29 protein-coding genes and 1 pseudogene are annotated in these 26,848 nt (G+C 64.2%); 14 read left to right on the forward strand and 16 right to left on the reverse strand.

The annotated features are described in order from the left end of the window. The 3 genes from BLR85_RS22820 to BLR85_RS22830 form a co-directional block, all read right to left on the reverse strand. Window positions 1-281, reverse strand: a 281-nt coding sequence (locus BLR85_RS22820; RefSeq protein ID WP_139188515.1) for a transposase, incomplete at its 3' end; no start/stop codon positions are given. Window positions 282-394: 113 nt separating this feature from the next. Beyond that, window positions 395-841, reverse strand: coding sequence for an NUDIX domain-containing protein (locus BLR85_RS22825; protein WP_093162962.1), 447 nt, complete (start codon window positions 839-841; stop codon window positions 395-397). Window positions 842-888: 47 nt separating this feature from the next. Continuing rightward, window positions 889-1,128, reverse strand: a complete 240-nt coding sequence (locus BLR85_RS22830) for a hypothetical protein (protein WP_093162964.1) — start codon at window positions 1,126-1,128, stop codon at window positions 889-891. Window positions 1,129-1,474: 346 nt separating this feature from the next. Here BLR85_RS22830 and BLR85_RS22835 point away from each other — a divergent pair, with 346 nt between their 5' ends. The 4 genes from BLR85_RS22835 to BLR85_RS22850 are packed head-to-tail and all read left to right on the forward strand — an operon-like array spanning window position 1,475 to window position 2,782. Further along, the gene (locus tag BLR85_RS22835) at window positions 1,475-1,765 is read left to right on the forward strand and encodes a DUF6455 family protein (RefSeq protein WP_093162903.1); all 291 of its coding nucleotides are present in this window, start codon (window positions 1,475-1,477) and stop codon (window positions 1,763-1,765) included. 14 nt (window positions 1,766-1,779) lie between these two features. Beyond that, window positions 1,780-2,043 carry a DUF6455 family protein gene (locus BLR85_RS22840; RefSeq protein ID WP_093162906.1) on the forward strand — a complete coding sequence of 88 codons (264 nt, stop codon included), beginning with the start codon at window positions 1,780-1,782 and terminating at the stop codon, window positions 2,041-2,043. Between the two features lie 56 nt (window positions 2,044-2,099). Continuing rightward, window positions 2,100-2,450: a YigZ family protein gene (locus tag BLR85_RS22845; protein WP_093162910.1), complete on the forward strand. Its 351-nt coding sequence runs from the start codon at window positions 2,100-2,102 to the stop codon at window positions 2,448-2,450. Between the two features lie 47 nt (window positions 2,451-2,497). Continuing rightward, entirely contained in the window at window positions 2,498-2,782 is a 285-nt protein-coding gene (locus tag BLR85_RS22850; RefSeq protein ID WP_093162914.1) for a hypothetical protein, read from the forward strand. On the opposite strand, the gene rimO is transcribed toward BLR85_RS22850, so the two are convergent. Both rimO and BLR85_RS22860 read right to left on the reverse strand, forming a co-directional pair. After that, entirely contained in the window at window positions 2,779-4,158 is a 1,380-nt protein-coding gene (rimO, locus tag BLR85_RS22855) for a 30S ribosomal protein S12 methylthiotransferase RimO (protein ID WP_093162916.1), read from the reverse strand. The genes BLR85_RS22850 and rimO overlap by 4 nt on opposite strands. 42 nt (window positions 4,159-4,200) lie before the next feature. Beyond that, the gene (locus BLR85_RS22860; RefSeq protein ID WP_139188516.1) at window positions 4,201-6,120 is read right to left on the reverse strand and encodes a tetratricopeptide repeat protein; all 1,920 of its coding nucleotides are present in this window, start codon (window positions 6,118-6,120) and stop codon (window positions 4,201-4,203) included. Between the two features lie 132 nt (window positions 6,121-6,252). Here BLR85_RS22860 and BLR85_RS22865 point away from each other — a divergent pair, with 132 nt between their 5' ends. Next, on the forward strand, window positions 6,253-6,459 hold the full coding sequence (locus BLR85_RS22865; RefSeq protein ID WP_093162920.1) for a YjiS-like domain-containing protein: 207 nt from the start codon (window positions 6,253-6,255) through the stop codon (window positions 6,457-6,459). 23 nt (window positions 6,460-6,482) lie between these two features. Here the strand turns inward: BLR85_RS22865 and BLR85_RS22870 are convergent, their stop codons facing one another. The 3 genes from BLR85_RS22870 to BLR85_RS22880 all read right to left on the reverse strand — a co-directional run bounded on the left by BLR85_RS22870 (window position 6,483) and on the right by BLR85_RS22880 (window position 8,938). After that, window positions 6,483-7,244, reverse strand: coding sequence for an ABC transporter permease (locus BLR85_RS22870; RefSeq protein ID WP_093162922.1), 762 nt, complete (start codon window positions 7,242-7,244; stop codon window positions 6,483-6,485). Beyond that, window positions 7,241-8,176: an ABC transporter ATP-binding protein gene (locus BLR85_RS22875; RefSeq protein ID WP_093162924.1), complete on the reverse strand. Its 936-nt coding sequence runs from the start codon at window positions 8,174-8,176 to the stop codon at window positions 7,241-7,243. The genes BLR85_RS22870 and BLR85_RS22875 overlap by 4 nt, the downstream gene beginning before the upstream one ends. 162 nt (window positions 8,177-8,338) lie before the next feature. Continuing rightward, window positions 8,339-8,938: a GcrA family cell cycle regulator gene (locus BLR85_RS22880; protein WP_093162926.1), complete on the reverse strand. Its 600-nt coding sequence runs from the start codon at window positions 8,936-8,938 to the stop codon at window positions 8,339-8,341. Window positions 8,939-9,083: 145 nt separating this feature from the next. Between BLR85_RS22880 and BLR85_RS22885 the strand changes: the two genes are divergently transcribed. Further along, window positions 9,084-9,887 carry an ABC transporter permease gene (locus tag BLR85_RS22885; protein WP_244520842.1) on the forward strand — a complete coding sequence of 268 codons (804 nt, stop codon included), beginning with the start codon at window positions 9,084-9,086 and terminating at the stop codon, window positions 9,885-9,887. A gap of 16 nt (window positions 9,888-9,903) precedes the next feature. On the opposite strand, the gene BLR85_RS29325 is transcribed toward BLR85_RS22885, so the two are convergent. Next, the gene (locus tag BLR85_RS29325) at window positions 9,904-10,053 is read right to left on the reverse strand and encodes a hypothetical protein (RefSeq protein ID WP_170844716.1); all 150 of its coding nucleotides are present in this window, start codon (window positions 10,051-10,053) and stop codon (window positions 9,904-9,906) included. Window positions 10,054-10,339: 286 nt separating this feature from the next. Here BLR85_RS29325 and BLR85_RS22890 point away from each other — a divergent pair, with 286 nt between their 5' ends. Together BLR85_RS22890 and argF are read left to right on the forward strand one after the other, a co-directional pair. Further along, the gene (locus tag BLR85_RS22890; protein ID WP_093162928.1) at window positions 10,340-11,521 is read left to right on the forward strand and encodes an aspartate aminotransferase family protein; all 1,182 of its coding nucleotides are present in this window, start codon (window positions 10,340-10,342) and stop codon (window positions 11,519-11,521) included. A 94-nt stretch (window positions 11,522-11,615) separates the two neighbouring features. Beyond that, window positions 11,616-12,545, forward strand: a complete 930-nt coding sequence (argF, locus tag BLR85_RS22895; RefSeq protein ID WP_068312481.1) for an ornithine carbamoyltransferase — start codon at window positions 11,616-11,618, stop codon at window positions 12,543-12,545. A gap of 104 nt (window positions 12,546-12,649) precedes the next feature. Here argF and hrpB read toward each other — a convergent pair whose 3' ends face one another. After that, on the reverse strand, window positions 12,650-15,082 hold the full coding sequence (gene hrpB, locus BLR85_RS22900) for an ATP-dependent helicase HrpB (protein ID WP_093162930.1): 2,433 nt from the start codon (window positions 15,080-15,082) through the stop codon (window positions 12,650-12,652). A gap of 6 nt (window positions 15,083-15,088) precedes the next feature. Next, the gene (locus tag BLR85_RS22905; RefSeq protein WP_093162933.1) at window positions 15,089-15,793 is read right to left on the reverse strand and encodes a DUF3108 domain-containing protein; all 705 of its coding nucleotides are present in this window, start codon (window positions 15,791-15,793) and stop codon (window positions 15,089-15,091) included. A gap of 336 nt (window positions 15,794-16,129) precedes the next feature. Here BLR85_RS22905 and meaB point away from each other — a divergent pair, with 336 nt between their 5' ends. Both meaB and BLR85_RS22920 read left to right on the forward strand, forming a co-directional pair. Further along, a complete protein-coding gene (gene meaB / locus BLR85_RS22915) occupies window positions 16,130-17,113 on the forward strand; it encodes a methylmalonyl Co-A mutase-associated GTPase MeaB (protein WP_093162939.1) in 984 nt (327 codons plus the stop codon). Continuing rightward, window positions 17,110-17,994, forward strand: a complete 885-nt coding sequence (locus BLR85_RS22920) for a DMT family transporter (protein ID WP_425284497.1) — start codon at window positions 17,110-17,112, stop codon at window positions 17,992-17,994. The genes meaB and BLR85_RS22920 overlap by 4 nt, the downstream gene beginning before the upstream one ends. Before the next feature lie 16 nt (window positions 17,995-18,010). Here the strand turns inward: BLR85_RS22920 and BLR85_RS22925 are convergent, their stop codons facing one another. Further along, window positions 18,011-18,493 (reverse strand): nuclear transport factor 2-like protein, encoded by a 483-nt coding sequence (locus BLR85_RS22925; RefSeq protein WP_093162941.1) that lies wholly within the window; start codon window positions 18,491-18,493, stop codon window positions 18,011-18,013. A gap of 140 nt (window positions 18,494-18,633) precedes the next feature. After that, entirely contained in the window at window positions 18,634-19,701 is a 1,068-nt protein-coding gene (locus BLR85_RS22930) for a dipeptidase (protein WP_093162944.1), read from the reverse strand. A 160-nt stretch (window positions 19,702-19,861) separates the two neighbouring features. Between BLR85_RS22930 and BLR85_RS22935 the strand changes: the two genes are divergently transcribed. Beyond that, a complete protein-coding gene (locus BLR85_RS22935; RefSeq protein ID WP_093162947.1) occupies window positions 19,862-20,197 on the forward strand; it encodes a hypothetical protein in 336 nt (111 codons plus the stop codon). Window positions 20,198-20,235: 38 nt separating this feature from the next. Continuing rightward, the gene (locus BLR85_RS22940; RefSeq protein WP_093162950.1) at window positions 20,236-23,448 is read left to right on the forward strand and encodes a 4Fe-4S dicluster domain-containing protein; all 3,213 of its coding nucleotides are present in this window, start codon (window positions 20,236-20,238) and stop codon (window positions 23,446-23,448) included. A 29-nt stretch (window positions 23,449-23,477) separates the two neighbouring features. On the opposite strand, the gene BLR85_RS22945 is transcribed toward BLR85_RS22940, so the two are convergent. Continuing rightward, window positions 23,478-24,008: a YqhA family protein gene (locus BLR85_RS22945; RefSeq protein ID WP_093162952.1), complete on the reverse strand. Its 531-nt coding sequence runs from the start codon at window positions 24,006-24,008 to the stop codon at window positions 23,478-23,480. 677 nt (window positions 24,009-24,685) lie between these two features. On the opposite strand from BLR85_RS22945, the gene BLR85_RS22950 reads away from it, so the two are divergent. Together BLR85_RS22950 and BLR85_RS22955 are read left to right on the forward strand one after the other, a co-directional pair. Further along, entirely contained in the window at window positions 24,686-25,291 is a 606-nt protein-coding gene (locus BLR85_RS22950; RefSeq protein ID WP_093162955.1) for a TetR/AcrR family transcriptional regulator, read from the forward strand. A 234-nt stretch (window positions 25,292-25,525) separates the two neighbouring features. Beyond that, a complete protein-coding gene (locus BLR85_RS22955; protein ID WP_093162957.1) occupies window positions 25,526-25,840 on the forward strand; it encodes an ATPase inhibitor subunit zeta in 315 nt (104 codons plus the stop codon). A gap of 376 nt (window positions 25,841-26,216) precedes the next feature. Here BLR85_RS22955 and BLR85_RS22960 read toward each other — a convergent pair whose 3' ends face one another. Together BLR85_RS22960 and BLR85_RS29995 are read right to left on the reverse strand one after the other, a co-directional pair. After that, window positions 26,217-26,507, reverse strand: a complete 291-nt coding sequence (locus tag BLR85_RS22960; protein WP_093162960.1) for a hypothetical protein — start codon at window positions 26,505-26,507, stop codon at window positions 26,217-26,219. Then, window positions 26,455-26,848 (reverse strand): annotated as a pseudogene (locus BLR85_RS29995) (IS3 family transposase); the annotation flags it as partial. The pseudogene BLR85_RS29995 and the gene BLR85_RS22960, both read right to left, overlap by 53 nt.

A 26,848-nucleotide genomic window follows, 5' to 3' on the forward strand; every position in this document is an offset into this window, starting at 1 on the left:
CGACAAAACCACTTGTACGCCAGGTTGAGATGCACCTCCTCGCACAACCGCCGCTCCGACCGGATACCGAAGCAGTAGCCGACGATCAGCATTCGGATCAGCAGCTCGGGATCGATCGAAGGACGTCCGGTGTGGCTGTAGAACGCCGCGATGTGCGAGCGCATGCTGCTCAGGTCGACGAAACGATCGATCGACCGCAGCAGATGGTCTCGGGGTACAGGATCTTCCAGCGAAAAGTCGTAGAACAGCGCACCCTGCGCCTCCTGTCGCGGTCCCATCATCGCCGAAACCTCCTCTCAATTGAGACGATTGAATCAGCGATCACGGCCCAAAACAACGGGAGTTTTTAAACGAAATAGGTCGGCGACGGGCGGCCTTCGCGACCCCGACGACATCACTTTATGAGAAGTTCCAGCGGATCGTAGGAAATCCCATTCCCCCAGGCCGCCTCCGGCAGGCCGTCCGGCTTGAAACGTAGCTGCTCCATTTCGGCGCGGCTTGCCCAGATCCGATTGGAAACGACGCCTTCGGGATCGCGCCACTCGGGCGAAAGCGCTCCGCCCTGGAGTGTGCAGCGAAAGAATATCTCGACCTGGTGAAAGCCCGAGGCCGGTGCGTGAAACTCGTTCACCAGGCAGGGCAGGCCAACGGCGATCCGAAGACCGGTTTCTTCCATCACCTCCCGGCGGAGGTTTTCCGGCAGGGATTGCCCGGGCTGCACCCCGCCGCCGGGCGCGCACCAAAGGCCGGATTGCACCCCCGGCCAGGCATTGACCAGCAACAGGCGATCATCCGAGACAATCAGGGCCCTCACGGCGAGACGGGGCGTGTTGTCCTTCAGCAGGGTTTCCGTGGGCGTCGCTGCCTCGGAAGAGGGTGGGCACTTGGTCAATTGTCCTCGCTGCGCAGCCGGTAGATGCCCTCGGGCAGGTTGAGAGCGGCCGTAAGGTCGCGTAGCTGCCCGGGCGAAAGCGTGACTTTCTGGACTTCGTCCGTACGCGGATCGAGTTGCTCGATGGTCACGCACTCCTCGAACGCGTTGATCACGACGTCTTCGTTGATCGGCGCGGGACCCTCGTCAACGAGGGTGATCACGGTGGCGTCGAATTCATGCTCGATGGTAAACATGGAGAACAGCGTAGCGGCTAGTTGGTAATCCGCCAGTCCGAAGCGACGATCCCCACGCGGCCTCTGGTCGCGGTGTGCCATGCACTTGCGGGCGCTTTCCGTAGCGCCGCCCGGAGGCGGGGCGGCGTCCGACACCTAACGTTCAGAACAAAACCGCCCACAAAGTAGGCGAGCCGCCTCGTGTTGCCCATTTGGGCGGCGACGGTGGTGGTGAATCGCCCGATTGGCAGGCCATTTTGCCGAAAGGCAGCTATGCGTGGGGCGTTGATTGACCTGCATCAAGGCGCGTTAGCGTACAAAGTGCGACGGGTGGCGCGCAAAAAATTCGAAGACAGGAGCTGCGTAAATGAGACCACTCGGCCCGGAGAGAGACCATTACTGGCTGGCGCTCAGCATGGCCAAGGCTGCAGGCGTGGACCTGCAAGCCGCCATCGATAACGGGCTTTTCAGCCAGGAGAAATGGGCTGCAACCGTGCGGCGTTGCCGCGGCTGCGACTGGGGCGGCGATTGCCCGCACTGGCTGCGCGAGCATCCCGAGGCCGACCAAGCCCCCGAAACCTGCGTGAACCACAAGCTGTTCTCGGCACTGAAGGCGGAACAGGAAGCCGCGCGGGCGAACGGATCGAGCGAAACCTGACAAGCGAGAGCGAAATGTGTTTTCCAGGCGACACCGATTTTCATTTCTGGCTGACCCGAAGCGTGGGGCGCAGCATAGGCCTGAATTTCCGACAGGCACTCGATGATGGCCGTCTGAGCCCGGATGGGTATCTGGGCCTGGTTCAGGCCTGCCAGGTCTGTGAGCATGTCGCCTCCTGCCAGCATTGGCTTGGCGGACAGAAGGGCCTGCCTCGGCAGAAACGTGCGCCGGAATTCTGCCGGATTGGCGAAAAACTGGATGCGCTGAAGCCGCACTGATCTGGCCACTTCCGCCACGCCGTGATCTGATCGGCGCGGAAAAGGCGTAGGAACTCATGGACATCTTCGACGGCATCCTGAGCGACCGCGGATCGAAATACGCGGTCTCCGGCGCGACCGCCCGGAGTCGCGAAGAGGCAGCCGCCGTCGTCAAGCAGCTTTGCCGGAAAAAGAAATTCGCCAAGGCCACCCATAACAGCTGGGCGGTCCTGCTCCCGGACGGGCCGTTGAAGAACGACGACGGCGAGAGCGGGGCAGGGATGGTCATCCTGCGGATGCTCGAACGCGAAGGGCTGGAGAACCACGTCGTGATCGTCACCCGCTGGTATGGCGGGGTGAAGCTTGGCGGCGACCGATTCCGCCGCGTGCAGGACGCCGTGCGCTATTATCTCGACAACCGAAGCTGACAGGGCGGCGATGTGATAGACTGGCGCCATTGCAATGGAGAATTGTAATGCGCTTATCTTTCATCATCCTTCCGCTCGGCCTGTCTCTGCTGGCCTGCACGGAGCCGCCGACGGGCCAGAGCCTCCCCCTCATGGGAGGCTATCGCGACCCCGCGGATCAATGCGTCCGGGTTGGAGAGAACGAATTCACCAACCAGTTCCTGGATCACACCGCGGACCTCGTTGGCTGTCCGGTAGGCTATGAGGGCACCGGGGTCTTCGTGACAGAAACCAGTGCTGTCCTGGTCGCCGTGGCCGATGGGTACGAGCTCTATTCGGTACCGCGCAACTAGAACAGTCGACCCCAGAGGTCGTATTCGCTGGCCTCGTCCACCTCGACGGTGACGATCTGCCCAGGCTGGAGCGCCTCGAAACCTTCATCGATGAAGAGATTGCCGTCGATCTCGGGCGCATCCGCCTTGGTGCGGCAGGTGGCGGCATCCTCTTCGACCAGATCGACGATCACTTCCATGCGCTGGCCGACCTTCGCGGCCAGCTTGGCCTCGGAAATCGCCTGAGCCTTTTCCATGAACCGTTCCCAGCGTTCCTGCTTGACCTCGGCGGGAACGTGATCAGGCAGCGCGTTGGAGCGCGCGCCGTCCACGTTCTCGTATTGGAAGCAGCCGACGCGGTCGAGCTGTGCCTCGTCCATCCAGTCCAGCAGAGTCTGGAATTCTTCTTCCGTCTCGCCGGGATAGCCGACGATGAAGGTCGAGCGCAGCACGAGGTCCGGGCAGACCTGCCGCCATGCCGCGATTTCGTCGAGCGTCTTCGCTGCTGCCGCTGGGCGCGCCATGCGCCGGAGAGTCTCCGGGTGAGCATGCTGGAAGGGAATGTCCAGATAGGGCAGGACCAGCCCCTCGGCCATGAGCGGGATTAGTTCGCGCACATGCGGGTAGGGATAGATGTAATGCAGCCGCACCCAGGCACCGAACTGGCCTAGTTCGCGGGCGAGATCGGTGATGTGGCTGCGTACCTCGCCGCCCTTCCAGGGGTGGCTGTCATGCTTGCGGTCCACGCCATAGGCCGAGCTGTCCTGGCTGATGACCAAGAGCTCCTTCACCCCGTTCTCCACCAGTTTCTCCGCTTCGCGCAGCACCGCATGGACAGGCCGGCTGGCCAGTTTTCCGCGCATGTCGGGGATGATGCAGAACTTGCACTTGTGGTTACAGCCCTCTGAAATCTTGAGATAACTGTAATGGCGGGGCGTGAGCCTGACGCCACTGGCCGGCATCAGGTCGATAAAGGGGTGCGGGTCCGGCGGCACGGCGGCATGCACCGCGTCCAGCACCTGTTCGTATTGATGCGGACCGGTGACGGCCAGAACTTTTGGGTGAACGCCGGTGATGTATTCCGGCTCCGCCCCGAGGCAGCCGGTAACCAGAACCTTGCCATTCTCAGCCAGCGCCTCGCCGATGGCCTCCAGGCTCTCGGCCTTGGCGGAATCGAGGAAACCGCAGGTATTCACGATCACTGCATCGGCTCCGGCATAGTCGGAGGAAATGCCGTAGCCCTCGGCGCGCAACCGCGTCAGGATGCGTTCGCTGTCGACAAGCGCCTTCGGACAGCCGAGCGAGACCATGCCGATGGTCGGCTGGCCGGGGCGGCTGGATTCGGAGACTTGCGCGCGGGCAAGATCGGGGCGGAGATCGGGCGGGTTGCTGGACATGTCGCAGGCTATAGACGAGCGCGAGCGATACGGAAAGGCCGCTCAATCCTCTTCCCAGAGCGCGAGCAGAATATCGCGATACTCGGGGTCGTGGCTCCATTTGGGCAGGAGCCGGTTCATCAATCCGCGATTCATGTCCGGGTTGGTTTGGCGCCATTTGCGCCCCGCTTCGGTAGCGGCCTCCAGGTTGCCCGCGCGCAGGTGGGTGGCAAAGAGCATGCGGTATGCCCATGTGGCGCCCGGCGCCTCGCCCAGACCCTTTTCCACCAGGGCAATGGCTTCGTCATAACGTCCGATCGCCCGATAGGTCGCGGATCGTCCGAACAGAAGGTTGAAATGGAAGGGATCGAGCGGGCTGAGATGTTCCATCCGGTCGAAATGGGCAAAGGCTTCGTCGAAATTACCGGAGTAAACGGCGTTCCATCCCTTGCGCAGCCAGCCCCAGGCGTTGTTCGGGTCCATCGACAGCGCCCGGTCGAGGCAGGCCTCTGCCCGGGTGAAGTCGTTCATGGCAATGGAATAGGCGGCCGCCAGGGCGACAAGCGCGGGCGGATCCTCCTGTGAGACGGGTTGGGCGCGGGTGATGAACTCCCGGGTGCGCGCGGCATTTCCGTCGGGATCGTTGCTCCAGAGGTAACAGGCCTGCTGTGCATGGCACCAGGCCTTCATCGCCAAGGCGCGGGGGGAGTCCGGATCGCAGGCCAGCGCCTCGTCAAAAAGCGCCAGTGCCTTTGTATTCGCTTCCCGGTTATGGGCCCAAAAATGGGGATAGGCCGTCAGGACGAGGTCATAGGCGGTCCTGTCCGGCGCGGGCTTGGCGCGCGCCCTGTCGATCTCGGCGCTGCGCAGGCTGGGCGAAAGCTGGCCGGCCACGTGTGCGGCGATCCGGTCCTGCAGATCGAACAGGTCGTCGAGCCGGTCATCCTGCCGATCCGACCAGATGACGCGACCGCTCTCCGACAGCACGAGCCGCGTGGTGATGCGCACCCGGTCGCCTGAGCGTTGAATGCTGCCTTCGAGAAGGTAGGTCGCGCCGAGCCGCTTGCCGATCTCGGCATGTGACAAGCCCTGTCCGCGCAGTGCGAAACTGGACTGGCGGGCGATGACGTGGAAATCGCGGCTGCGGCTGAGCGTGGCTGTGATCTCTTCGACCACCCCATCGGCGAACACGCTATTCGCGTCGCTGCCGATGTCCTCAAAGGGCAGGATCGACACAACCGGGGTTCCGTCGCTGCCCGGGATACATATCTCGGGCGCAGAAGCGACGGCGGCGGGGCTCACCTGCCGCAGGGCGTCCGCCAGCGCGACGGTTTCCGGCAGCACCTTCAGGTCGAGCTGCTCCGAAAGATAGGTTTCGAACCGCTCCAGCCGGGCAAGTGCCCCAGGGCGGTCACCGCCCCGAGCAGCGGCACGCAGAAGCATCTGCATGGCCTGTTCGCTCGCCGGGTCCGCATCCAGCGCGGCGTAGGCGGCGGATTGGGCCGCCTCCACATCGCCGGACTCGAGCGCCCTGGCGGCCCGGGCGAGCCGGTCTTCGCGCGCCCGATCCTGATGCCTCAGCCGCGCGTCGCGCAACCAGTCCTCGAAGCCGCGCGAGGCGAGGTCGAACCCGTCGAGCAACGGGGCGCCCTCTCCGGGCCGGATGCACAGGTCTTCGCAGGACAGGCGCACATCGCTGCGATCTGCCAACAAGACATGTTCCGGCAGGCTTCGCCGAAGGCGGGACAATTCCTGGCGCAGGGAGGCGCTGGCCTGATCGCGGCTGCGATCCGACCAGAGCAGGTCCATCAGCACCGTCCGCGACGCGGCTAAGTCCGTCTGGCAGGCCAGGTAGGCCAATAGCGCCTGTCCCCGCTTCGACAGGCCCTCGATGGGCACGTCGGCGGAATCCCTGGCCTCGAAGCTGCCTTCGAGGCGCAATGTGAGCGCGCGCGTCATGAGCCACAAAATAGCTGGTTTCACGCCAACAGATCAAATGCACTGTCGCTTTTCACGAAGATTTTGCGCGGAGTTGCACGGGATTTACGCTGTTGATTGCGCTGGAATTGCGGCGGGCGCGCAGGATGGAGCTGTCAGCACGAACAGGAGTCCCCAATGCAACAGATCCTCGACACCCGCATCACCGCCCATCACCCCGCCCGCGCTTCTTTTGCCGCACGGCTGTTCCGCAGGGTGCTGGATGCCGATCACCGCTATCGCGAGCGCCTCGCGCTGGAAAAGCTGAGCGATGAACAACTCCACGATATCGGCAAGTCGCGTGCCGAGCTTGCCCGGATGATGCGCAAAGGCAATCGCGCCTGAACGCGTCGGCGGACATGCCTTTTTCAGGGCTTGATCCGCCAACCGCTGCGAAAGATCCACCAGATCGCCGTAAGGCAGGCCGCCAGGAAGACGCTGATCGCCAGGATCGACAACCCCACCGGCACGTCCGCCAGCCCGAAAAAGGACCAGCGGAAGCCGGAAATCAGGTAGACCACCGGGTTGAACAGGCTCACCGCCTGCCAGCCCGGCGGCAGCATTGTGATCGAATAGAAGGCCCCGCCGAGGAAGACGAGCGGCGTGATCACCAGCAGCGGAATGAGCTGAAGCTGCTCGAAATTCCCGGCCCAGATGCCGATGATGAACCCCATCAGGGCGAAACTGACCGATGTCAGCACCAAGAACATGATCATGAAAACCGGGTGAGCAATGGTCAAGTCCACGAAGAAGGTCGAGGTGATCAGGATGATCGCTGCGATCATCAGCGCCTTGGTCGCCGCCGCGCCGACATAGCCGATAACGATCTCGATGAAAGAGATCGGCGCCGAGAGCAGCTCATAAATCGTGCCGATGAATTTCGGGAAATAGATCCCGAAGGAGGCATTCGTCACCGATTGCTGCAACAGCGTCAGCATCACGAGCCCCGGAACGATGAAGGCGCCATAGGGAATGCCGTCGACCGTGTCGATTCGCTGGCCGATCGCCGTGCCGAAGACGACGAAATAGAGCACCGTGGACAGGACCGGCGAAACGATGGATTGCGCCAGCGTCCGGAAGGTCCGGTTCATCTCGTACCTGTAGATGGACAGCACCGCCTGCCAGTTCATTTCCCGGTCCTCCCCTCTTCCACCAGCGTGAGGAACACGTCCTCCAGCGAGCTTTGCTGCGTCGTCAGATCCTTCAGGGACAATTTTGCCTCGGCCACGGCGCCCAAGAGCCGCGTCATGCCCGTGCTCTCCGCATGGGCGTCGAACTCATAGACCAGCCGCATGCCGTCCTCGGAGCGCTGCAACTCGAAGCCCTCCAAGGGCGACGGCAGTTCCGGCAAGGGCTCGGTAAGTTCCAGCACCAGCTCCTTGCGTCCCAGCTGGTGGAGCAGCTTCGCCTTTTCCTCCACCAGCAACAGCCGCCCGTGGTCGATCACCCCGATCCGATCGGCCATCTCCTCGGCCTCCTCGATATAATGGGTGGTCAGGATGATCGTCACGCCTTCCGCGCGCAGCTGGCGCACCAACTCCCACATCTCCCGCCGCAGCGTCACATCCACCCCGGCCGTCGGCTCGTCGAGAAACAGCACGCGCGGCTCATGGCTCAGCGCCTTGGCGATCAGCACCCGCCGCTTCATGCCGCCCGAAAGCTCCCGGTTGCGGCTGTCGCGCTTGTCCCAGAGCGACAGCGCCCGCAATACCTTCTCGATATGCGCATCGTCCCGGCGCTTGCCGAACAGCCCGCGCGAGAAGCGCACCGTGTTGATCACCTTCTCGAAGGGCTCGATGGTGATTTCCTGCGGCACCAGCCCGATCATCTCTCGGGCCGCCCGGTAGGCGTGCAGGATATCATGCCCACCCACGCTCACGCTGCCGGAGCTTGGCGAGACCAGCCCGCAGATGATCGAAATCAAGGTCGTCTTGCCGGCGCCATTGGGCCCGAGCAGGGCAAGAATTTCGCCCTCCTCGATTTCGAGACTCACGCCCTTGAGCGCCTCGAAGCCGCCTTCATAGGTCTTGGCAAGATCCTGTATGGAAATGATGGCAGCCACGGCCGGACTCCTTGTCAATGCCAACCGTTGGTAGCCTATTCCCGCGCTCGGGAAAACGCACACGGGACTGCGCCAACGCACAGCCCATCATCTTTCCCGAAATATCCCGGGGGAGTCGCGGCTCGCCGCGACGGGGGCAGCGCCCCCGCCTGGGCCACGGTCTCAGCGCCGACGGTCGCGGCGCGAGGACATCGGCTGGAATGCGACACCCACATGGGCCTCGCAATAAGGCTTGCCCTGCTGGACAGGCAGGCCGCAGAACCAGAATTCCTCGGTCGCCGGATCGCCGATCGGCCATTTGCAGGTCCGCTCGGTCAGCTCCATCAGCCCCAGCTTGCGCGCCTTCTTCTCCACCTCGCGCACCGAGGCCAGCGCCTCGGGGCTGATCTCGTTGGCCGAAGGTTGCGGCGGAAGCGGCTGGCCGGCCGGAATGATCTGGCGGCGCGGCGGCACGGCCGGGGTCTCGGGCTCCGGTTCCGCGACCGGCGCGGGCTTGGCCTCGACCTTGGCAGGCTGTTCCTTCACGGGCTTCGGCTTGGGCGCCTCGGCCTTGGGCGCGGCGGCCTTCTCCGGCGCCGCTTCGGCTGTCTTTGCCTTGTCGCTGCCGCCGCCGCCATTGCGGTTGGACAGCCCCAGCCGGTGCACCTTGCCGATCACAGCGTTGCGCGTCACGCCGCCAAGTTCCTTGGCGATCTGGCTCGCGCTCTGGCCTTCGCCCCACATCCGCTTGAGGGTCTCGACGCGTTCTTCGGTCCAGGACATATGCCAGCCTCCAATACAGAAGGGCGCCCCCGGGTCACATACACCGGCGCCGCCCTCACATTCAGGTTTGTCCTATTCTATGTCGCCCGATTGGGGGTTACAAGCGGCCCCGGAAACATGGCCGTTTATTCGGCGGGAGATGACAATGAGCGAAATCACGAGCATGGGCGAACGCCGCTTCGGCCGCGTCAACTGGCTGGGGCTGCAAACGCTGACCGGACGGGAAATCCGACGCTTCCTGACCGTCTGGATGCAGACCGTGATGGCACCTCTGGTCACGGCCGGTCTGTTCCTGACGATCTTCTCCATCGCCATCGGTCCGGGCCGCGGAGAAGTGATGGGCTTCGCCTATCTGCATTTCATCGCACCGGGCATTCTGACCATGACCGTGGTGCAGAACGCATTCGCCAATACTTCCTCGTCGATCCTCGTCTCCAAGGTGCAGGGCAATATCGTCGACACGCTGATGCCGCCGCTCTCGGCGGGCGAACTGGTCTGCGGCTATATCGCGGGCGGCATTGCGCGCGGCCTCTTCGTCGCTGTTCCCATCGGCCTGGTCATGATGCCGGTGATCGGCATCGAGATCCGCTCGCCGCTTCTGGCCCTGCTCTATATCGCGCTCGGGGCGTCGCTGATGGCCGGGCTCGGCCTCATGGCAGGTATCTATGCGCAGAAATTCGACCAGCTCGCCGCGGTCAGCAATTTCATCATCACCCCGCTCGCCTTCCTGTCAGGCACATTCTACTCCGTCGAGGCCGTTCCGGACGCAATGCAGGCAATGCTGCACTGGAACCCGATGTTCTACCTCATCGACGGTATCCGTTTCTCGGTACTCGGCATCTCCGACAGCTCACCGCTCCTTGGGCTCGCCATCCTGTCCACGGCATCCGGTCTGATCCTGTTCCTGTGCTGGCGGATGATGCAGTCGGGCTACCGGCTCAAGCCATGACGTTTCGTCTCCGCCGTCACGGGGGAATAGCGCCGCCGGTCGGGATCACCGTTGCGCCCGTCACCGAGATCCTGTCCGGCAGAACGCCGAGGGTTGTAATGCTATAGGGCGGGGCAAAGGGTGTTGTCCCGACGCTCAGTGCGGAAGCCATCAGCACCAGTGCCATCGCCTGCGGGCGCGACTGCGCGGGTGCCGAAATGCCTCGTTCATGCAGCCGCGCTATCCGTGCCCTTCGCCTGCCGCTAGCCAAAAACCGCTGGCCTTGCACGAGAATTCCCGCTAAGCGGCTGCCCATGGCAACACGCTGCGCATATCCCCAAAGCCGACGCATCCGACGTCGCGCCTGACCCGGTTCGACCGGCGTCGGCCCTTTCCGCACACCCCCGCCTTCCCTCATTGACACGCCAAAAGCCCTCGGGCACTCATTCCATTCCCGATACGAGGATAGAAAAATGGTCTCATCCGTCCTGCCGACCTATAACCGCGCTCCGCTCCATTTCGTGAAGGGCGAAGGCTGCTGGCTTCAGGAGGCAGATGGCCGACGTTTCCTCGACCTCGGGGCTGGCATCGCCGTGAATGCACTGGGCCACGCCCACCCGCATCTGGTGCGGGCGCTGACCGAACAGGCCGGCGCGCTCTGGCACACCTCGAACCTCTACCATATCGACAAGCAACAGGCCTTGGCCGACCGGTTGGTCGAGCTGACCTTTGCCGATACCTGCTTCTTCACCAATTCGGGCACGGAAGCGGCCGAACTGGCCATCAAGATGGCGCGCAAATACTGGCACGAGAAAGGCCATTCGGAGCGGATGAAGATCATCACCTTCGAAGGCTCCTTCCACGGCCGCTCCTCGGCTGCCATCGCTGCATCCGGCTCGGAGAAGATGACCAAGGGCTTCGGCCCGCTGCTGCCGGGTTTCGTCCACCTGCCTTTCGGCGATCACGAGGCTTTTGCGGAGGCGATGAAGGATCCGGAGGTCGGCGCCGTGCTGGTTGAGCCGATCCAGGGCGAGGGCGGCATCCGCACCATGAACGACGCCTGTCTCAAGGGCATGCGCGCGGCCTGCGACGCCACCGGTACGCTGCTGATCCTAGATGAGGTGCAATGCGGCATGGGTCGCTCCGGCAAGCTTTTCGCCCATGAATGGACCGGGGCGACCCCGGATATCATGATGGTCGCAAAGGGCATCGGCGGCGGCTTCCCCATCGGCGCCGTGCTCGCCACGGAAGAGGCGGCCAGCGGCATGACCGCCGGCACTCACGGCTCCACCTATGGCGGCAACCCGCTCGGCTGCGCCGTGGCGCTCGCCGTTCTGGAGATTGTCGGCGAACCGGCTTTCCTGGAGGAGGTCACCCGCAAGGCCGGCCTGCTGCGGCAGGGGCTCGAGGGCCTCGTCGCCAGCCATCCCGATATTTTCGAGGAGGTCCGCGGCGAGGGGCTCATGCTCGGCCTGCGCTGCAAGGCGCCGGTGGGCGACATCGTATCGGCCGCCTACAAAGAAGAACTCATCGTCGTTCCGGCCGCCGAAAATGTCATCCGCCTGCTGCCAGCTCTCAATATTTCCGAGGAGGAAATCTCCGAAGCTCTCTCCCGGCTCGACCGAACCGCCAGCCGCGCCGCAGAGACCGCCTGATCCTTCTCCTTTCTGAAAATACCCTCGGGGGGAGCGCGCATGGCGCGCGGGGGGCAGACAGCCCCCCACCCACCGCTCCACGAAAGACCGACACATGACACATTTCCTCGACATCAATACCACGGCGGCCCCCGAATTGCGGGCGATCATCGACAATGCCCGCGCCATCAAGGAGGCCCGGAATGGTCGCCCAAAGGGCGCGCCCGATGACGAACAACCGCTTGCGGGGCACATGGTCGCGCTCATCTTCGAAAAACCCTCGACCCGGACCCGCGTCTCCTTCGATGTGGGCGTGCGCCAGATGGGCGGGCAAACGATGGTGCTGTCGGGCAAGGAAATGCAGCTCGGCCATGGCGAGACCATCGCCGATACCGCCCGCGTGCTGTCGCGCTACGTGGACATGATCATGATCCGCACTTTCGAGGAGGCCACCCTGCAGGAGCTGGCCGAATACTCCTCCGTGCCGGTGATCAACGGGCTGACCGACCGTACCCACCCCTGCCAGATCATGGCTGATATCCTTACGTTCGAGGAACATCGCGGCCCCATCGCCGGAAAAAAGGTCGTCTGGTCGGGCGACGGCAACAATGTCTGCGCCTCCTTCATCCACGCCGCCGGCCAGTTCGGTTTCGATCTGACCTTCACCGGCCCGCAAGTGCTGGATCCGGAGGATGTCTTTGTCGGCGAGGCGCGTTCCAAGGGTGTCTCGATCACCATCGAACGCGACCCCGTCAAGGCCGTCGCGGGCGCCGATCTGGTCGTGACCGATACCTGGCTGTCGATGCACGATTCCCAATCTTCGCAGGAACGCCGGCATAACCTGTTGCGCCCATACCAGGTGAACAAGGAACTCATGAAGGCGGCCGGACCGGACGCGCTCTTCATGCATTGCCTGCCGGCCCATCGGAACGAGGAAGCGACAAGCGAGGTCATGGACGGCCCGCAATCGGTGATCTTCGACGAGGCCGAGAACCGCCTGCACGCGCAGAAAGCCATCATGCGCTGGTGCCTGCAAAACGCGTAAAGAATGACAGGGGGTGCGGGGGGCTGTAGCCCCCCGGACGCGCTCCGCAGGGGCGCGCCTCCCCCCGCTTCCAACGGCGTGAAGACGCCGCCGGGAAGGCCAGGTTACCGCCGGGGCTTGGCCCGGAGTGTCGGATCGGCCTGGGTCGGGTCTTCGGGCCAGGGGTGCTTGGGATAGCGCGCGCGCATATCCTTTCGGACATCGGCATAGGAGCTGGCCCAGAAACCGGGAATATCCATTGTCGTCTGCACGGGCCGGCCTGCCGGCGAGAGCAGCGTTACCCGTAGTGGCCGGTGCCGCGGGCCGATGGTCGGGTGGCGGCTCACACCGAACATCTCCTGCACCCGAACCGAAATCTCCGGCGCGTCGCCGGAATAGTCGATCGGGATCTTGCGGGCCATTGGCGTGACGAAGGCGCCCGGTATCTCACGGTCGAGACGTTGCATTCCGTCCCACCCGATCCTCTGGCGCAGCGGCTCGAGCAGATCCACCGAACGGATATCCTCAGCCGTGCGAACACCGACCAGATGCGGCAGAAGCCACGTCTCGGCCTCCGCCAACAGGGCCGCCTCCGACAAATCCGCGATCTCGCCTCCCTCGTCACGGTAGAGCAGCGCACGGGCCTGAAGGCGACGGGCTGCGTCCGTCCATGGCAGGCCTAGCTCTCGCACCCCCTCCAGCGCGGCGCTCGCCAGCGCATCCACGGGCGCGTCGCGCCAAATCCGGTCCGACAAGACAAGCGCACCGAACTTCTCCTGCTGGCGCGCGACCACCTTTCGTTCACGCCGTGACCACTCCGCAAGGTCGTGCCAGCCGATCCGGTCCGCGAACAGCCCGCGCAATTCGCTCTCGGCAAGCGGCAAGGCGAGCCGGATGCGCGCGTTGCGGGTGTCGCCGTCGAGATCCGTGGCCACGATCAGGCGCTGGCCCGCGAGCGGGTCGCTCTCGGCCATTACCGCGCCCTTGCCTCCACTTAGCAGCCAGCGGGGCGCGTCGCCCGGACGCCGCAACCCGATCCGGTCAGGATAGGCGAGGGCGGCGGCTTCGGCGGTCGAGCAGGGCGCGTGTTCCCCTGGTGCCATCCGGGCGAGGCGCTTGGCCTCCTTGCGGATGCGTTCGATGGCGCCGCGATTGGCCGTGCCGGCAGCCGAAAGCGGGTCTTCCAAGGCTTTCAGCCGCAACCCAAGATCGCAGGGCGCGCCGCGCAGCGGGTCGCGATCGCCAAGAAGGGCGGCGAGCGGTGCGGCTTGCCTGCCTGCTTTCAGCAGCATGTGTGCGAGCCTCGGATGCAGCGGCAGGCGGGCCATCGCGCGTCCATGCGCCGTGATATGGCCGGCCGCATCCGTCGCGCCGAGTGCGGCGAGCAGGGCCTGCGCCTCGGCCAGCGCGCCCTCGGGCGGTGGGGTGAGGAAAGGCAGCTCCGCGCTGCCCCAGAGCGCGAGTTCGAGCGCAAGCGCGGTCAGATCCGCCGCCTCGATTTCAGGCGGCGGAAATGCGGCCAGACCGCCTTCCTCACCCTTGGTCCAGAGCCGGTAGCAGCGCCCCGGTGCAAGGCGGCCGGCGCGTCCTGTCCGTTGTGTGGCCTCCGCCCGTGTCACCCGCTCGGTCACCAGCCGGGACATGCCTGAATTTGGGTCGAACCGGGCGCGGCGCGCGCGGCCGGAATCGACGACGCAGGTGATCCCCTCGATGGTCAGAGAGGTCTCGGCAATCGACGTGGCCAGGACGATCTTTCGTCCTGTCTCAGGCAGTGCAATGGCAGCACGTTGCGCCTTGAATTCCATGGCGCCGAAAAGCGGATGAATGGCGGTTCCGGGGCGCACGCGCTTGGATAGCAACGCCTCGGTGCGGCGAATCTCGCCTTCGCCGGGCAGGAAGACGAGCAGGCTGCCGTCGCTCGCGTCATGGGCCTTCAGCACCAGATCGGCCAGCGCCTCTTCCAGCCGGGCGCGCGGTGGCAGGGGGGCGTCGAGGTGATGGATGTCGACCGGAAAGGCGCGGCCTTCGGCGGTGACAATCGGCGCGTCTCCCATCAGCGCCGCCACCGGCGCGGCATCCAGCGTGGCGGACATCGGCAGCAGGATCAGGTCGTCCCGCAGGGCCTCGCGCACCTCAAGACAGAGCGCCAGGCCGAGATCGGCGTTGAGCGAGCGTTCGTGGAACTCGTCGAACAGGACTGCGCCGATACCGGAAAGCTCCGGGTCCGATTGCAGCATCCGGGTGAGGATGCCCTCGGTGACAACTTCGATCCGCGTGGCCTTGCCGCAGCGCGACTCGCCCCGGATCCGGAAGCCGACCCGCTCGCCCACCGGTTCGCCCAACTGCTCGGCCAGCCGCTCGGCGGCCGCTCGCGCGGCAAGGCGGCGTGGCTCAAGCATGACGATCCTGCCCTCCACAAGGCCGGACTCCAGCAGCGCCAGTGGTACCCGCGTCGTCTTGCCCGCACCGGGCGGGGCCTGCAACACGGCACGTCCTTCGCGACGCAGCGCGGCCACAAGCTCCGGCAAGACGGGATCGATGGGAAGCGGTTCGAACATTCTCACTCAGCGACGCTGCATGCGGACCTTGCCGAGCGTTGTCGGCACGACGACCTCGGTGACACGATGGGTGCCATCGGGCAGGACCGTATAGACCACGCTAAAGGGCCAGTGAACCTTTTCCGCCATCTCGCGGTCGGAAAACCCGTCGATGCGGGAATAGGTGCCGGGGCAGGTGAGCTGGTCGCCCTTGCGCGTGCCGCCGCGCATCCGGATGCGCGTACGTTCGCGGCCGTCAAAGGGCGAGATGTCGAGATTGCAGGCGAGATCCGCCGGGCGGTCGCGCAGGATGGCGAAGGCGGCGGTCATCGGATCGACGGTGCCTTTCTGGTCCTTCGCCTCGGCATGGTAGGATTTGCGGTTCTTGTCCGGCGGGTTCTTGGTCACCTCCGGCGTCGCGTTGGCATAGCGGAAGGTGGCGTGCTTCGTCTTGCCCTTCCTGATCGCGGTTTCCTTGTAGTGCGCGGGCGCATAGCGGTTGCCGGAAACTCCGCCGCGAACCGCAACGCTGATCTGCGCAGGGTAGAGGCGGCTGGCGAGCCCCTTGGAGGCGACCTGTCCGCTGGCCTCGTAGCGGCCATTGGCCTCCGATCCCTGGAAGGATATCGTGCCGGCGCCGAAACCGGCGATCGAGACGGCGAAGCGGCCCTCTTCGGCTGCGGCGGCAGTGGCGCAGGCGAGGGCAAGTGCCAGGACGGGAAGCAGGCGCATGATGGTTTCCGCACGGTTTCAGTTTGGCAGAGAAGGGCAGGAAAAGCTGAAGAAGGTCAACAGCGGGGCCGTGCTATCCGATTTCAGCGGAGAGATTTCGCCGGCTGCGGGCGCGCCAAGCGATGTTTCGCCCGGTTGGAGAATTCGTCAGCCCCGGTATTCGCCTGACGAAGACGTGGGGCATTTCGCTTGCGATACAGGGTAAAAGGCGCGAATTAGCGGCCAAATTGCCGGTTTTGGGCCTCCGAAGGCCCGGGTGGTCGACCGGGCCGGTTCTGGACATTCCGGCGCGGGAGGCAGAAAGACGGGGCAAACCAAGGATCGAGGACGGAGCAGATGGATATCGAGGATCTTGCAAACCGGGTAATTGGCGGCGAGAGGCGGGCGCTGGCACGGGCGATCACGTTGATCGAAAGCGGTCGCGCCGATCACCGTGCCATGGCTGTCGAACTGGGCAAGAAGGTTTCCGGCACCGGCCGGCAGGCACTGCGGTTGGGGCTTTCGGGTACGCCGGGGGTCGGCAAGTCCACCTTTATCGAGGCGTTCGGGATGATGCTGGTGGAGCAGGGGCTGAAGGTGGCCGTGCTCGCGGTGGACCCCTCCTCGGCGCGTTCCGGCGGCTCGATCCTGGGCGACAAGACCCGGATGGAGTTGCTTTCGCGCAATCGCAACGCCTTTATCCGGCCCTCTCCCAGCCAGAGCCAGCTTGGCGGCGTTGCCCGGCGTACCCGCGAGGTCGTGTCGCTCTGCGAGGCGGCGAATTATGACGTGGTGCTGATCGAGACGGTGGGCGTTGGCCAGTCCGAGACCATGGTCGCGGAGATGTCGGACCTGTTCCTGCTGCTGCTGGCGCCGGCGGGCGGCGACGAGCTGCAGGGTGTGAAGCGCGGCATCATGGAGATTGCCGACCTGATCCTGATCAACAAGGCTGACGGCGCGCTGAAGCCGGTGGCGAACCGGACCTGCGCCGACTATTCCGGCGCGTTGCGGCTTCTGCGCAAGCGGCTCGAGGACCCGAAGGATTTCCCCAAGGCGATGACGGTCTCCGCCGTCGAGGGCAACGGGCTGGAACTGGCCTGGGAGGAAATGAACACGCTGGCCGATTGGCGTCGCGAGAACGGGTTCTGGGAAGCCCGCCGCGCGCGGCAGGCCCGCCACTGGTTCGAGGAAGAGGTGCGGATGGGCCTTCTGGCCCGGCTGACCAAGTCCGGCGAAATGCGCGACCACATGAATAGGCTTGGCGAGCGGGTGGCCATGGGCGATCTGGCCCCGGCCGCTGCCGCCGACGAGATGCTGCAGCGCCTTGGCGCGCTTGAGTGAGCCGGCCTGACGTGAGGCCGGTTTCGGACAACCTCGTCGGCGCGGCCTTCATGGTCGCGGCGATGGCCGGCTTCGCCTTCGAGGACATGTTTCTCAAGCGTGCGACCGCGGAGTTGCCCGTCGGGCAGGCGCTGGCGATCTTCGGCCTGCTCGGAACGATCTATTTCTCAGCCCGTGCCCTGTCGCGCGGGGAACCGGTGCTGCACCCGTTGATGGTGTCGCGCCCGATGCTGCTGCGGGCTCTGTTCGAAGGCAGCGCGAGGATGTTCTACACGCTGGCTATTGCGGTGACGGCGCTGTCCAATGCGACGGCGATCATGCAGGCCACGCCGATCGTCGTGGTGGCCGGTGCGGCGCTTTTCATGCACGAACAGGTGGGCTGGCGACGCTGGCTCGCCATCTGGATAGGGTTCGGCGGAGTGCTGCTGATCCTGCGGCCGGGCGCCGAGGGGTTCGATGCGGCCTCGATCCTGGTCTTTCTCGGCATGCTTGGCTTTGCCGGGCGGGACCTTGCCACGCGGGCCGCGCCACTGGGGTTGAGCAATGCGCAGCTGGGTATTTGCGGGTTCTCGGTGCTGATCCCGGTTGGGCTCTTGCTGCTGGCCGTTACGGGCGGGGCGGTCCTGCCCAGCCCCGGTGCCTTTGCGAACCTGCTATGCGGCAGCGCTTTCGGACTGGCCGCCTATTCGGCGCTGACGCAGGCAATGCGCACGGGCGAGGTTTCGGTTGTCACGCCGTTTCGCTATTCGCGGCTGCTCTTCGGGGTTGCGCTCGGCATGTTGTTTTTCGGCGAGCGCCCGGATCTGGCAACCTATCTCGGCTCTGCCATCATCCTGGCCTCCGGGCTCTTCATCATGTTCCGCCAGGGCCGACGGAAATGAAAGCAGCGCGCCGGGCCTAGCTGCGCTCTTCCACCGTAATCCGGCTGCAATGGCGCAGAACGTGGTCGTCCTCGTCGAATTCGAGCTCGAAGGTTGCGTCGTAGCGGATCGCTTCGCGGGTCGGCCCGTCAATGCCCGCCATCTTGCCCTTCCAGACCGCTGTGCGGCCGGAGACCGAGCGCTCCTTTTCGATATGCACGATGTAGCGGATCATCTCGGCCTGCTCTTCGAAGAAGCGCTGGATTTCCGCGAGACCCTCGACCTTGCGGTGCAGCATCACGCTCTTGTCATGCGGGTCGGGATACTTGCAATCGATCGTTGCGTTCTCGGCATAGAGCATGGCCAGGCCGGGGATGTTCAGAAGCGGCCCCATCGCGGCATTCTTGGCCTCAAAGAAGTGATCCAGTGCCGTATCGAGATCGCCCTCCACGACAGTGGCGCCACTGGTTTCCTGCGGCAGGCCTGTCGGCTCGTCGCGGTAGATATCCAACTCGATCATCTCTTACTCCCGTCGCAACCGGCGACCGCACATCACTCCCGTCGCATCCGGCGACCACGCACGCGCACTTTCCGTTGCGTCATACTTAGTTAATGCTGCAGTGCAAAATGGAAAGCCTGAATTGCGGCAATTTTGCCGGTTCAGGCGCCGATTATGTTTTCCAAAGTTGCTATCCAGTTACGATACGCCAATTTTTGGAGCAGGTTGTTATCGAAGTCGTGGACCCGAAGCGCTTCGAACAGCCGCGGCAGACCGGTAACATCCCCGATGGCCGCGGGCACGACGCAGCCGTCGAAATCGGAACCGAAGCCCACATGGTCTTCGCCCAGCTTCCCGATCAGGTAGTCGATATGGCGAACCATCGGCTCCAGCCCGCAATCGGCGGCGCCCTTGCCATCTTCGCGCAGGAAGAAGGTCGCGAAATTGAGTCCGACCATGCCGCCGCTTTCCGCGATCTGGGCAAGCTGCCGGTCGGTCAGGTTGCGCGGGCTGGCGCAGAGCGCATGGGCGTTGGAGTGGGTCGCCACCAGCGGCGCGGTCGAGATGCGGGCAATGTCGTCGAAGCCCTTCTCGTTGAGATGCGAGAGATCGATCAGGATGCCGAGCGCATTGCATTCACGCACCAGAGCCTTGCCGGCCTCCGTCAGGCCGGCCCCGGTATCGGGCGTACCCGGAAAGCGGAAGGGCACGCCATCACCGAAGATCGTCGGCCTGCTCCAGACTGGGCCGAGCGAGCGCAGGCCGAGCGCGTGGAGGACATGCAGCGCATCGAGATCCTCTGCGATGGCCTCGGCGCCCTCCATGTGTATGACACCGGCCACCGCGCCGCGCTCCATGGCGGCCCGGATCACGGCCGCCGTGCGGCAGACTGCAAAGCCCCCCTCCGAGACGCGCTCCATCCAGAGCATTTGCGCGGCGGCGGCGATCGCGATGTGCAGCGCCTCGCTTGCGGGAACCGGGGCGGGCAGGGGCACCTCGTAGGGCGGGTGCTCCATCAGCGCGAACAGGTCCGGCGCATCCGGATCGGGTGGCGAGGGCACGTAGATGGCAAAGAGCCCCCCGGCGAAGCCGCCCTCGCGCATCCGCGGCAAGTCGAGATGCCCTTCCAGTCCGCGCTTCAGGAAGATCTCCTCGCGGCGTTCCGGCGCGCGCTCCAGGCGAAGAAGCAGGTCGTTATGGCCGTCGAAAACGGGGATCGTGGGTGTTATGGGGATGGCTCGACTCGTCGGGGAGGTTTTCAGACGAAGCTAAGCGCTTTTCCGGGTGGCGGAAATGGCAATAGCGGCTGGGCGTGATTGCATCTTGCTATCTCGTTGCAATTGTCTTCTGAATACCTCCCGTCGCCAATTTGCGAGAGAGGATCGGAACATGGCAAAGCCTGTGGGCGCGACCAAGGCTATCAACCTGCGGATCGAGTATGAGCACGAGCAGCTCGTGCGTGATGTGATCGGGCGTATCCGGCAGGGAGGTCCCGGGTTTCGCGCTGCTCTGAAGGCGTTGATCGCGGACGAGTCCGCGGCAGAATACGTTCCGGCGGCCGAGATCCACGCCCGGTTTGCCGCGCTGGAAAAACGCCTGCCCGACGACGCGGCGGCTGCGGCGCTGGAGGCGCGGATCAAGGCGTTGGAGACGCGGCTGGCCGAGGTCGAAACGCTCGCCTTCGAGCGGATCACGCGGCTGGGCGCGGATAGCTGTGGCGGCTGAGCCCAGGGTCTGAACAGCCTGGGCAAGCAGGAGGGAGCATGAGCATCCGGTTCTTTTCCGACCGAAATCGGCCGGTCCATCTGGGGCCGTACCCGTTGGAACGGCTGGCGCGGCGCGCTCAACCTGCTGATCTTTCGGCTGTTCCGCCGATGCCGGTACTGTCCTTCCACCGGCCCGAGCACCCCGAAAGCCTCGTCAACGCGATGGGCGAGTTTCAGGCGATGATGGACGCCATCCGCGGCGGGTTGGTCAATCCGCAGCGGGCCGTCATCCCGGAGGACCCGCAGGATAGGGCCAACCACCTCAAGGCATTCGGCTATTTCAACGATGCCTCCATGGTCGGGATCGGGCCGATGGACCCTGCCGCGCTGCTCGCGGAGCCGCGGCGCAACCCGGATATCGACCGGCTCGCCCATGCGCTCAGGACACGGCAGACCAAGACGCTCGCTGCCGGGATCGACCTGATCATGGCCGATCTGAAGGAGAGCATGGAGGCGGAGCCGGGCGAGATGGGCCACCACCGGCACGCCATCGTCTTTCTCTATGAATATCACCGCGACCCGCGCGCGCAGGAGCCGGGCAGCGATTGGATTCTCGACGCGCAGGCGCACCGCGCCTGCCTGCGGGCAACGGAAAACGCCGTCGTTCTGGCCAATTACATTCGCACACTCGGTTTCGACGCCCGCGCCCATACGCAGACGACCGGGGAGGTGGATCTGGGCCGGCTGGCGCTCGCCGCAGGATTGGCGACGCTGGAAGACGGGGTGCTGTGCGCACCTTGGCTGGGGCCGCGGTTCGGGTTGGCTGCGGTGACGACCGATATGGCGCTTGCCCACGACGCCGCGCTGGTCCCGCAGGCGGAACAGCCATGGCTCGCGACAAGTGGGCCGTCATGGTGGCTGGGGACCCGGTCTGCCAAGGGGGCGTTGAACCGCGATCCCTATGCGCGGCGCAACTACGTGGACGGGGCTTACCCGTTCGAGCGGCTCAAGCGGGTGGAGCAACCCACCACCTATATCGACGAGCCGAATGTCGCCCGTGTGCCGAAGCGCGCCGACATGTTCGCCCGAAGCCAGTTCGGCGATATGGGCAAGGCTCTGCAACAGGCGGCGACGGGCGGAAAATACGTGCGCAAATCCGCCCCCTCCATGGCACAACGGCGCGCGCTCGGTGCCTTTGTCCTGTTGCAGGACGGCGTGCCCAACCCGGCGGGCGCCCGGCCTGACGATGCCGCGCGCAATGCGGCCAACCTGAAGGCGGCGAGTTATTTTCTCGGCATCGATGCCGCCGGCACCAGCCGCTGCCCGGACTGGGCCTGGTACAGCCACGACGCCACCGGCGCGGCGATCATCCCGTCGCATGATCAGGCGGTGAGCATGATCGTGGATCAGGGCTTCGAGACAATGGAGGGCGCTTCTGGCGATGACTGGATCGCCGTCAGCCAGTCGATGCGCGCCTATCTGCGGTTTTCGCTGCTGGGCGGGGTGATCGCGCAGCAGATCCGCAATCTTGGCTATTCGGCCAAGGCGCATACGGTGATGGATGGTGAAGTGCTGCAGCCGCCACTCCTGCTGCTCTCGGGGCTGGGAGAGGTGAGCCGGATCGGCGAGATCATTCTCAATCCTTATCTCGGGCCTCGGCTCAAATCCGGCGCGGTGACGACGGACATGCCGATGGCGCATGACCGGCCCATTGATTTTGGCCTGCAGAACTTCTGCGAGAACTGCAACAAATGTGCCCGCGAGTGCCCGTCAGGCGCGATCACTGCCGGTCCGAAGCTGATGTTCAACGGCTACGAGATCTGGAAATCGGACAGCCAGAAATGCACCACCTATCGCGTGACCCAGACCGGCGGCGCGATGTGCGGGCGTTGCATGAAGACCTGCCCGTGGAACCTTGAGGGGCTCTTCGCACAGGCACCGTTTCGCTGGGCGGCCAGCAATATCCCTTCGGCGGCCGCGTGGTTGGCGGCACTGGATGACCGGCTCGGCAATGGCGAGTTGAACGAGGTCAAGAAATGGTGGTGGGATATCGAGCAGGACGAGGCGGGCCGCTACAGGCCCACCGAGCACGACGTGAACCGGCGCGGGCTGCAAAAGGACCTGGACCTGAAATACCAGGACCAGACGCTCGCCGTCTATCCCGCGCCGCTGGCCCCACATCCCTGGCCCTATCCCTTCCCGATGGACCGCGAGGCGGGGATCGCGGCCTATGCGGCGATGATCCCGGCTGCGGAATATCGCGCGCGGATGGCGCGCGGCGACGACTCGGTGCTTCACCGCTACACCAATGCCGACGACTCGCCTGTTATCCGGCTGGAAGTGTACGAGGTCGAACCGATGACGGCGACGATCACCCGCTACGCCTTTCGCGCCCCCGATGGTGCAGCGCTGCCGGAGTGGCATGCGGGGGCGCATATCGACGTGCTCGTGGCGCCCGAGTACCTGCGCCAGTATTCGCTCTCTAACGATCCTGCAGAACGCGGGCGCTACGAGATCGGCGTGCTGCGGGAGGATCAGGGGCGCGGCGGTTCGGCGCTTCTTCACCGGATCTTCACGCCGGGCCGCAAGGTCTTCGTCTCCCGGCCGATCAACCATTTCGAACTCGACGAGAACGCGCGCAAGAGCTTCCTGATGGGCGGCGGGATCGGTGTGACTCCGATGCTGGCCTTCGCCCATCGCCTGCATGCCCTGGGCAAGGATTTCGAGCTGCATTTCTCGGCCCATTGCCGGCAGGATGCCGCCTATCTGGACGCGCTCGCCGCCGCGCCTTGGGCCGACCGGGCGCATCTGCACATTACCGCGGAAGGGACCCGCGCCGATCTGGAGGCGATCCTGGCGGGCTACCAGCCGGGCTGGCATGTTTATACTTGCGGGCCGGAGCGCTACATGGTGGCGGTTTTGTCGGCAGCGCAGGCGCAGGGCTTCCCGGAGGCGGCGCGCCATATGGAGTATTTCTCCATTCCGGAGGCGCCGGAATATGTCGATCATCCCTTCGTGCTGGGCTTGAAAGATGGCCGGGAACTTCTTGTTCCGGAAAATAAAACTGCAGCTGAAGTGTTGCGGGAGAACGGATTTCCGGTCGATATCAAATGCTCCGACGGGATCTGTGGAGTCTGTCGCTGCGGCTTGATCGCGGGCGCAGTGGAACACCGAGATCACGTGCTCTCCGCCGCGCAACGCCGCACGGCGTTCATCACCTGCCAATCCCGCGCGGCCGAGCCCGGCGGTGTGCTGGACATCGACCTCTAGGGGGCGCGCCATGCCGGTGCCGAGCCGGTTCAGACGGGCCCGCGGCGGACGCGCTCGATCAATACGATGGACAGGGCGGTCAGGATGAAAAGCACGTGCGTTACAAGCGCGAAAATCGCCTCGTCACGGGTGACCTCCGTCGGGTCGAAGAACATATGAAGCCGGTGGATCGTCGCGATCAGCAGCACCGTGGTGGCAATCCGAACCTTCAGGTCGCCGGGAGACGATCCTCCCATCGATTGCCGCAGAGTGGCGTCGTCCTCCCTTGCCGGGGTAATGAAGATCCTGAAGCCGACCACGATCACCATCGTGATCAGGTTCGCGATCAGGACCGTGTCGATCAGGTCTAGGATCAGCAGAACCACTTTGATCCGCGAGAACTCCCTGAAGGACACGAAGGCCTCCCACAGGTTCATCGCGAATTTGAGCTCAAGGACTAGCAAGGCCCCGACCAGCCCGATCAGCATCGGAAGTTGTAGCCAGCGCACGGCGAGAAACATGCGATCCAACAGGATCGGCAAGCCGGGTGCCGGATTGCCGCTGACGTTGGATTTTCCCAAGGTCTCTTCCTTCTGGTCAGGTCACGGCAACGATCCGTCGTTTCAGTTGCGTTGCCTTGGATCATTTCGACCCCTGCGGCGCGCGGGAGGGGGCAACCATTGCACCGCAGGGGCCTCAGCGTCGCGCTAAGGCTCCGCCGGTCGGGGGGGCGTTCTTTCGTTCGCCTGTCCGTGCGCAGTGCTCCGGGTGACGGCCAACAAACCCTTCGGACCCGAACAAGCCGGTTTCACGGACCTTGCCGTAGGGATCATGGAGGTCATGATGGGGGCGGGGAGGGCGCGCTTGTTAGATCGGGTGGCACGCGAAATGGCATTGCGCCTGTCGCGGGAGAACCGGCGGAAGGGACCTGGCTGCGGCCGGGGCGGTTGGAAAAGGCGGGACAGCCGCGCCGAGGGCGCGAGCAGGGCGATCCTTCATCGAACTTCCTTTCGGAATTGTAGCCAATCGGCGGGACACGCTCGGTTTTCCCGTGTCGCATCCTTGTGACAGGATACATCTATGGAGGCCAGCTCGGGTTTCAATATATGCGATGTAAATTTTTGGCGATACCGCAGAGGCTGAGCCTGTCTCCGTGTTTGGGACGCTTATGCCGCCTTCTTCGGGAGCGGGACATAGCATATGTGTTTGATGTAAACTTTGCACCGCACGGCGCAGGGTCGCTTCAAGGAGCAGGACATTGAAGAAAGACAGCTACCATCACAAGAACCTGAAGAATGCGCTGATCGAGGAAGCCACACGGAGGCTGGACGCGGACCCCGACTCCGACATTTCCCTGCGAGGGCTCGCGCGGGAGCTGGGGGTCTCGGCAATGGCGCCTTATGCGCATTTTCAGAACAAGGTGGAACTGCTCGACGCGGTGGCGCTTCTTGGGCAAGAGATCTTTGGCAATGCGATGCGACGGGTGGCCGAGTCAGACCTTCGGCTGGAAGATCGTCTGTTCGCATTCAGCGAGGCATACCTCGATTTCTTGCGCGACCATCCGGGACAGTTTCACCTGATGTTCAACCATGGGCTTCGTGCCGAGGACGATCCGGTTCGCCGGGCGGGCGAGGCAAACCTCGCCATTCTCCACGAATGTATCGCGGCGGATTTGCCGGGGGCGGACGATGCAACGCTGACAGTGATAACGGATCTCTTGTACGCCTCCGTCCACGGGATCACGATGCTGTCCGCCAATGATGTGCTTCGCAGCCTGCACCGGGAAGATTTCGACATTCGGGACCTCGTGCGGCTGCAAATCCAGGCGTTGACGCTCAAATTCCAGCAAATGCAGGGGACCTAGAAACCGCTGGTCGGCGACCGAAGCCTGTTCCCTTCTGGGCAATCGTGGCGAAGCGACGAACGTGGACGCGAATTTCGGCAGTCAGATGCTTGCACCATAAAGTTTGCATCATACATATTTTTCATCGGCAGGCTGAAATGGCCAAGGGGCGGCGATGGCAGGAATTCGCCGCCCCTTGGCCACAGATCTCTGCCCGGCCGAGACGTTACCTGTGCCAACCGATGAGAGGAAGACATGACGGCTTTTGACCAGAGGCTTAAAGCCTTTGAACACACCTACGCCCATGATGCCGAGAAGCAGTACCGGATCGACGTGCGGGCGAACAAACTGCTCGGACTCTGGGCGGCCGGGTTGCTGGACAAGACGCCATTGGAAGCGCGCAATTACGCAAAGGACGTCGTGCGCTCGGATTTCGCGGAACCCGGGGACGCGGATGTCATCCGCAAGGTCGCCGGAGATCTCGGACGGCGCGCCACCGCCGAGGAGGTGCGCTTGATGCGCACGGCTTGCATCGAGGCCGCGAAGGCACAGATCGCCGCCGGCAATTGATTGTGCAGAATGGCACGCTTTTCGTGGCCGCGCCTGTCGCCGGAGCCTGAGCCGGGCGGGGAGGCCAGCGCCTTCGCGTCCGGTCTCGCGCAGCTTCGCCCGATACCGGCAAAGGACCGGACCAGATGCGGCTTATCCTTCGCGTGGAGGATTCAGCTGGCATACGTAGGAGGAATTCGGCAACCTGAATTGATCCTTTACTTATCAGGAGTTTGCGGAAACCCGTGGCGGTGCGGGCCGAGCCTGAAGCAAGTGTTCCATCGGGATCTCGGGCCACCCGCTCAAGCCCGGACTTCAAGACATCGCGATGGTCGCCATGCTCGGCGGCGATACCAACGACTGTAACCAGTGCAAGGCCGTCGTTCGCCGGATTTGGTCAACGGCAGCTTTTACATGCCGAATAACCATGTTCGGCGATTGCTTCGGCTTCTTCTCGACCGGACAGCTTGACGAGCCGGCCTCCGGGCAGTCTGGCGATGTATTCGCCGCTCTGCTTGTGTCTGACAACTTCGATAGCGGAACCGAAGGCTTCGTCCACAAGGTGGTCGATGCACGCTCTGAACTCCCGCGATGAAACCGCGTAGACCAGGGTAAACAGGATGCCGGCGCAGCCAATGGCGGCGACCAGAACGGTAACCTTTGGTCGCCACTGCCATTCTTCGAACATTGCCCTCGCCCTTCATCATCCGGCTGCCCGCGAAGGGAAACTCCATGTGCAATTCGTCGATCCGGCGCATCAGCCGCAGGTCGTCTTCGCTGACCGGGCGCGGTTCGTAGTAGAGACTGCCCCGGCTGATCCCGAGGAGCTCGGCCTGCCGCGTGAGGCTCAGCTTGTGGTCTCGATCCGTCATTTCTTTGCGCTCGGCAACAGACCGGCCTTGGCGAGCGCTCCCTCTAAAAAATCGTTCTCCAAGGTGAGTTGACCGATCTTCGCGTGTAGGGAGGTGATGTCGATTTCCGGTTCCTTGCTCTTCGGCTTGTCCTCGAACACATCAGACACGCCATCGA

The sequence above is a fragment of the Aliiruegeria lutimaris genome, assembly GCF_900099935.1.
Classification (GTDB): domain Bacteria; phylum Pseudomonadota; class Alphaproteobacteria; order Rhodobacterales; family Rhodobacteraceae; genus Tropicimonas; species Tropicimonas lutimaris.

What these genes read in the sequence shown, in the direction of transcription:
- meaB (WP_093162939.1), top strand. Translation starts at nt 16,130, where the DNA reads ATGGATATCGAGGATCTTGCAAACCGGGTAATTGGCGGCGAGAGGCGG.
- BLR85_RS22935 (WP_093162947.1), top strand. Translation starts at nt 19,862, where the DNA reads ATGGCAAAGCCTGTGGGCGCGACCAAGGCTATCAACCTGCGGATCGAG.
- BLR85_RS22850 (WP_093162914.1), top strand. Translation starts at nt 2,498, where the DNA reads ATGCGCTTATCTTTCATCATCCTTCCGCTCGGCCTGTCTCTGCTGGCC.
- BLR85_RS22870 (WP_093162922.1), bottom strand. Translation starts at nt 7,244, where the DNA reads ATGAACTGGCAGGCGGTGCTGTCCATCTACAGGTACGAGATGAACCGG.
- rimO (WP_093162916.1), bottom strand. Translation starts at nt 4,158, where the DNA reads ATGTCCAGCAACCCGCCCGATCTCCGCCCCGATCTTGCCCGCGCGCAA.
- BLR85_RS22880 (WP_093162926.1), bottom strand. Translation starts at nt 8,938, where the DNA reads ATGTCCTGGACCGAAGAACGCGTCGAGACCCTCAAGCGGATGTGGGGC.
- BLR85_RS22960 (WP_093162960.1), bottom strand. Translation starts at nt 26,507, where the DNA reads ATGTTCGAAGAATGGCAGTGGCGACCAAAGGTTACCGTTCTGGTCGCC.
- BLR85_RS22925 (WP_093162941.1), bottom strand. Translation starts at nt 18,493, where the DNA reads ATGATCGAGTTGGATATCTACCGCGACGAGCCGACAGGCCTGCCGCAG.
- BLR85_RS22840 (WP_093162906.1), top strand. Translation starts at nt 1,780, where the DNA reads ATGTGTTTTCCAGGCGACACCGATTTTCATTTCTGGCTGACCCGAAGC.
- BLR85_RS22835 (WP_093162903.1), top strand. Translation starts at nt 1,475, where the DNA reads ATGAGACCACTCGGCCCGGAGAGAGACCATTACTGGCTGGCGCTCAGC.
- BLR85_RS22940 (WP_093162950.1), top strand. Translation starts at nt 20,236, where the DNA reads ATGAGCATCCGGTTCTTTTCCGACCGAAATCGGCCGGTCCATCTGGGG.
- hrpB (WP_093162930.1), bottom strand. Translation starts at nt 15,082, where the DNA reads ATGTTCGAACCGCTTCCCATCGATCCCGTCTTGCCGGAGCTTGTGGCC.
- BLR85_RS22845 (WP_093162910.1), top strand. Translation starts at nt 2,100, where the DNA reads ATGGACATCTTCGACGGCATCCTGAGCGACCGCGGATCGAAATACGCG.
- BLR85_RS22865 (WP_093162920.1), top strand. Translation starts at nt 6,253, where the DNA reads ATGCAACAGATCCTCGACACCCGCATCACCGCCCATCACCCCGCCCGC.
- BLR85_RS22905 (WP_093162933.1), bottom strand. Translation starts at nt 15,793, where the DNA reads ATGCGCCTGCTTCCCGTCCTGGCACTTGCCCTCGCCTGCGCCACTGCC.
- BLR85_RS22885 (WP_244520842.1), top strand. Translation starts at nt 9,084, where the DNA reads ATGAGCGAAATCACGAGCATGGGCGAACGCCGCTTCGGCCGCGTCAAC.
- BLR85_RS22890 (WP_093162928.1), top strand. Translation starts at nt 10,340, where the DNA reads ATGGTCTCATCCGTCCTGCCGACCTATAACCGCGCTCCGCTCCATTTC.
- BLR85_RS29325 (WP_170844716.1), bottom strand. Translation starts at nt 10,053, where the DNA reads ATGGCACTGGTGCTGATGGCTTCCGCACTGAGCGTCGGGACAACACCC.
- BLR85_RS22955 (WP_093162957.1), top strand. Translation starts at nt 25,526, where the DNA reads ATGACGGCTTTTGACCAGAGGCTTAAAGCCTTTGAACACACCTACGCC.
- argF (WP_068312481.1), top strand. Translation starts at nt 11,616, where the DNA reads ATGACACATTTCCTCGACATCAATACCACGGCGGCCCCCGAATTGCGG.
- BLR85_RS22830 (WP_093162964.1), bottom strand. Translation starts at nt 1,128, where the DNA reads ATGTTTACCATCGAGCATGAATTCGACGCCACCGTGATCACCCTCGTT.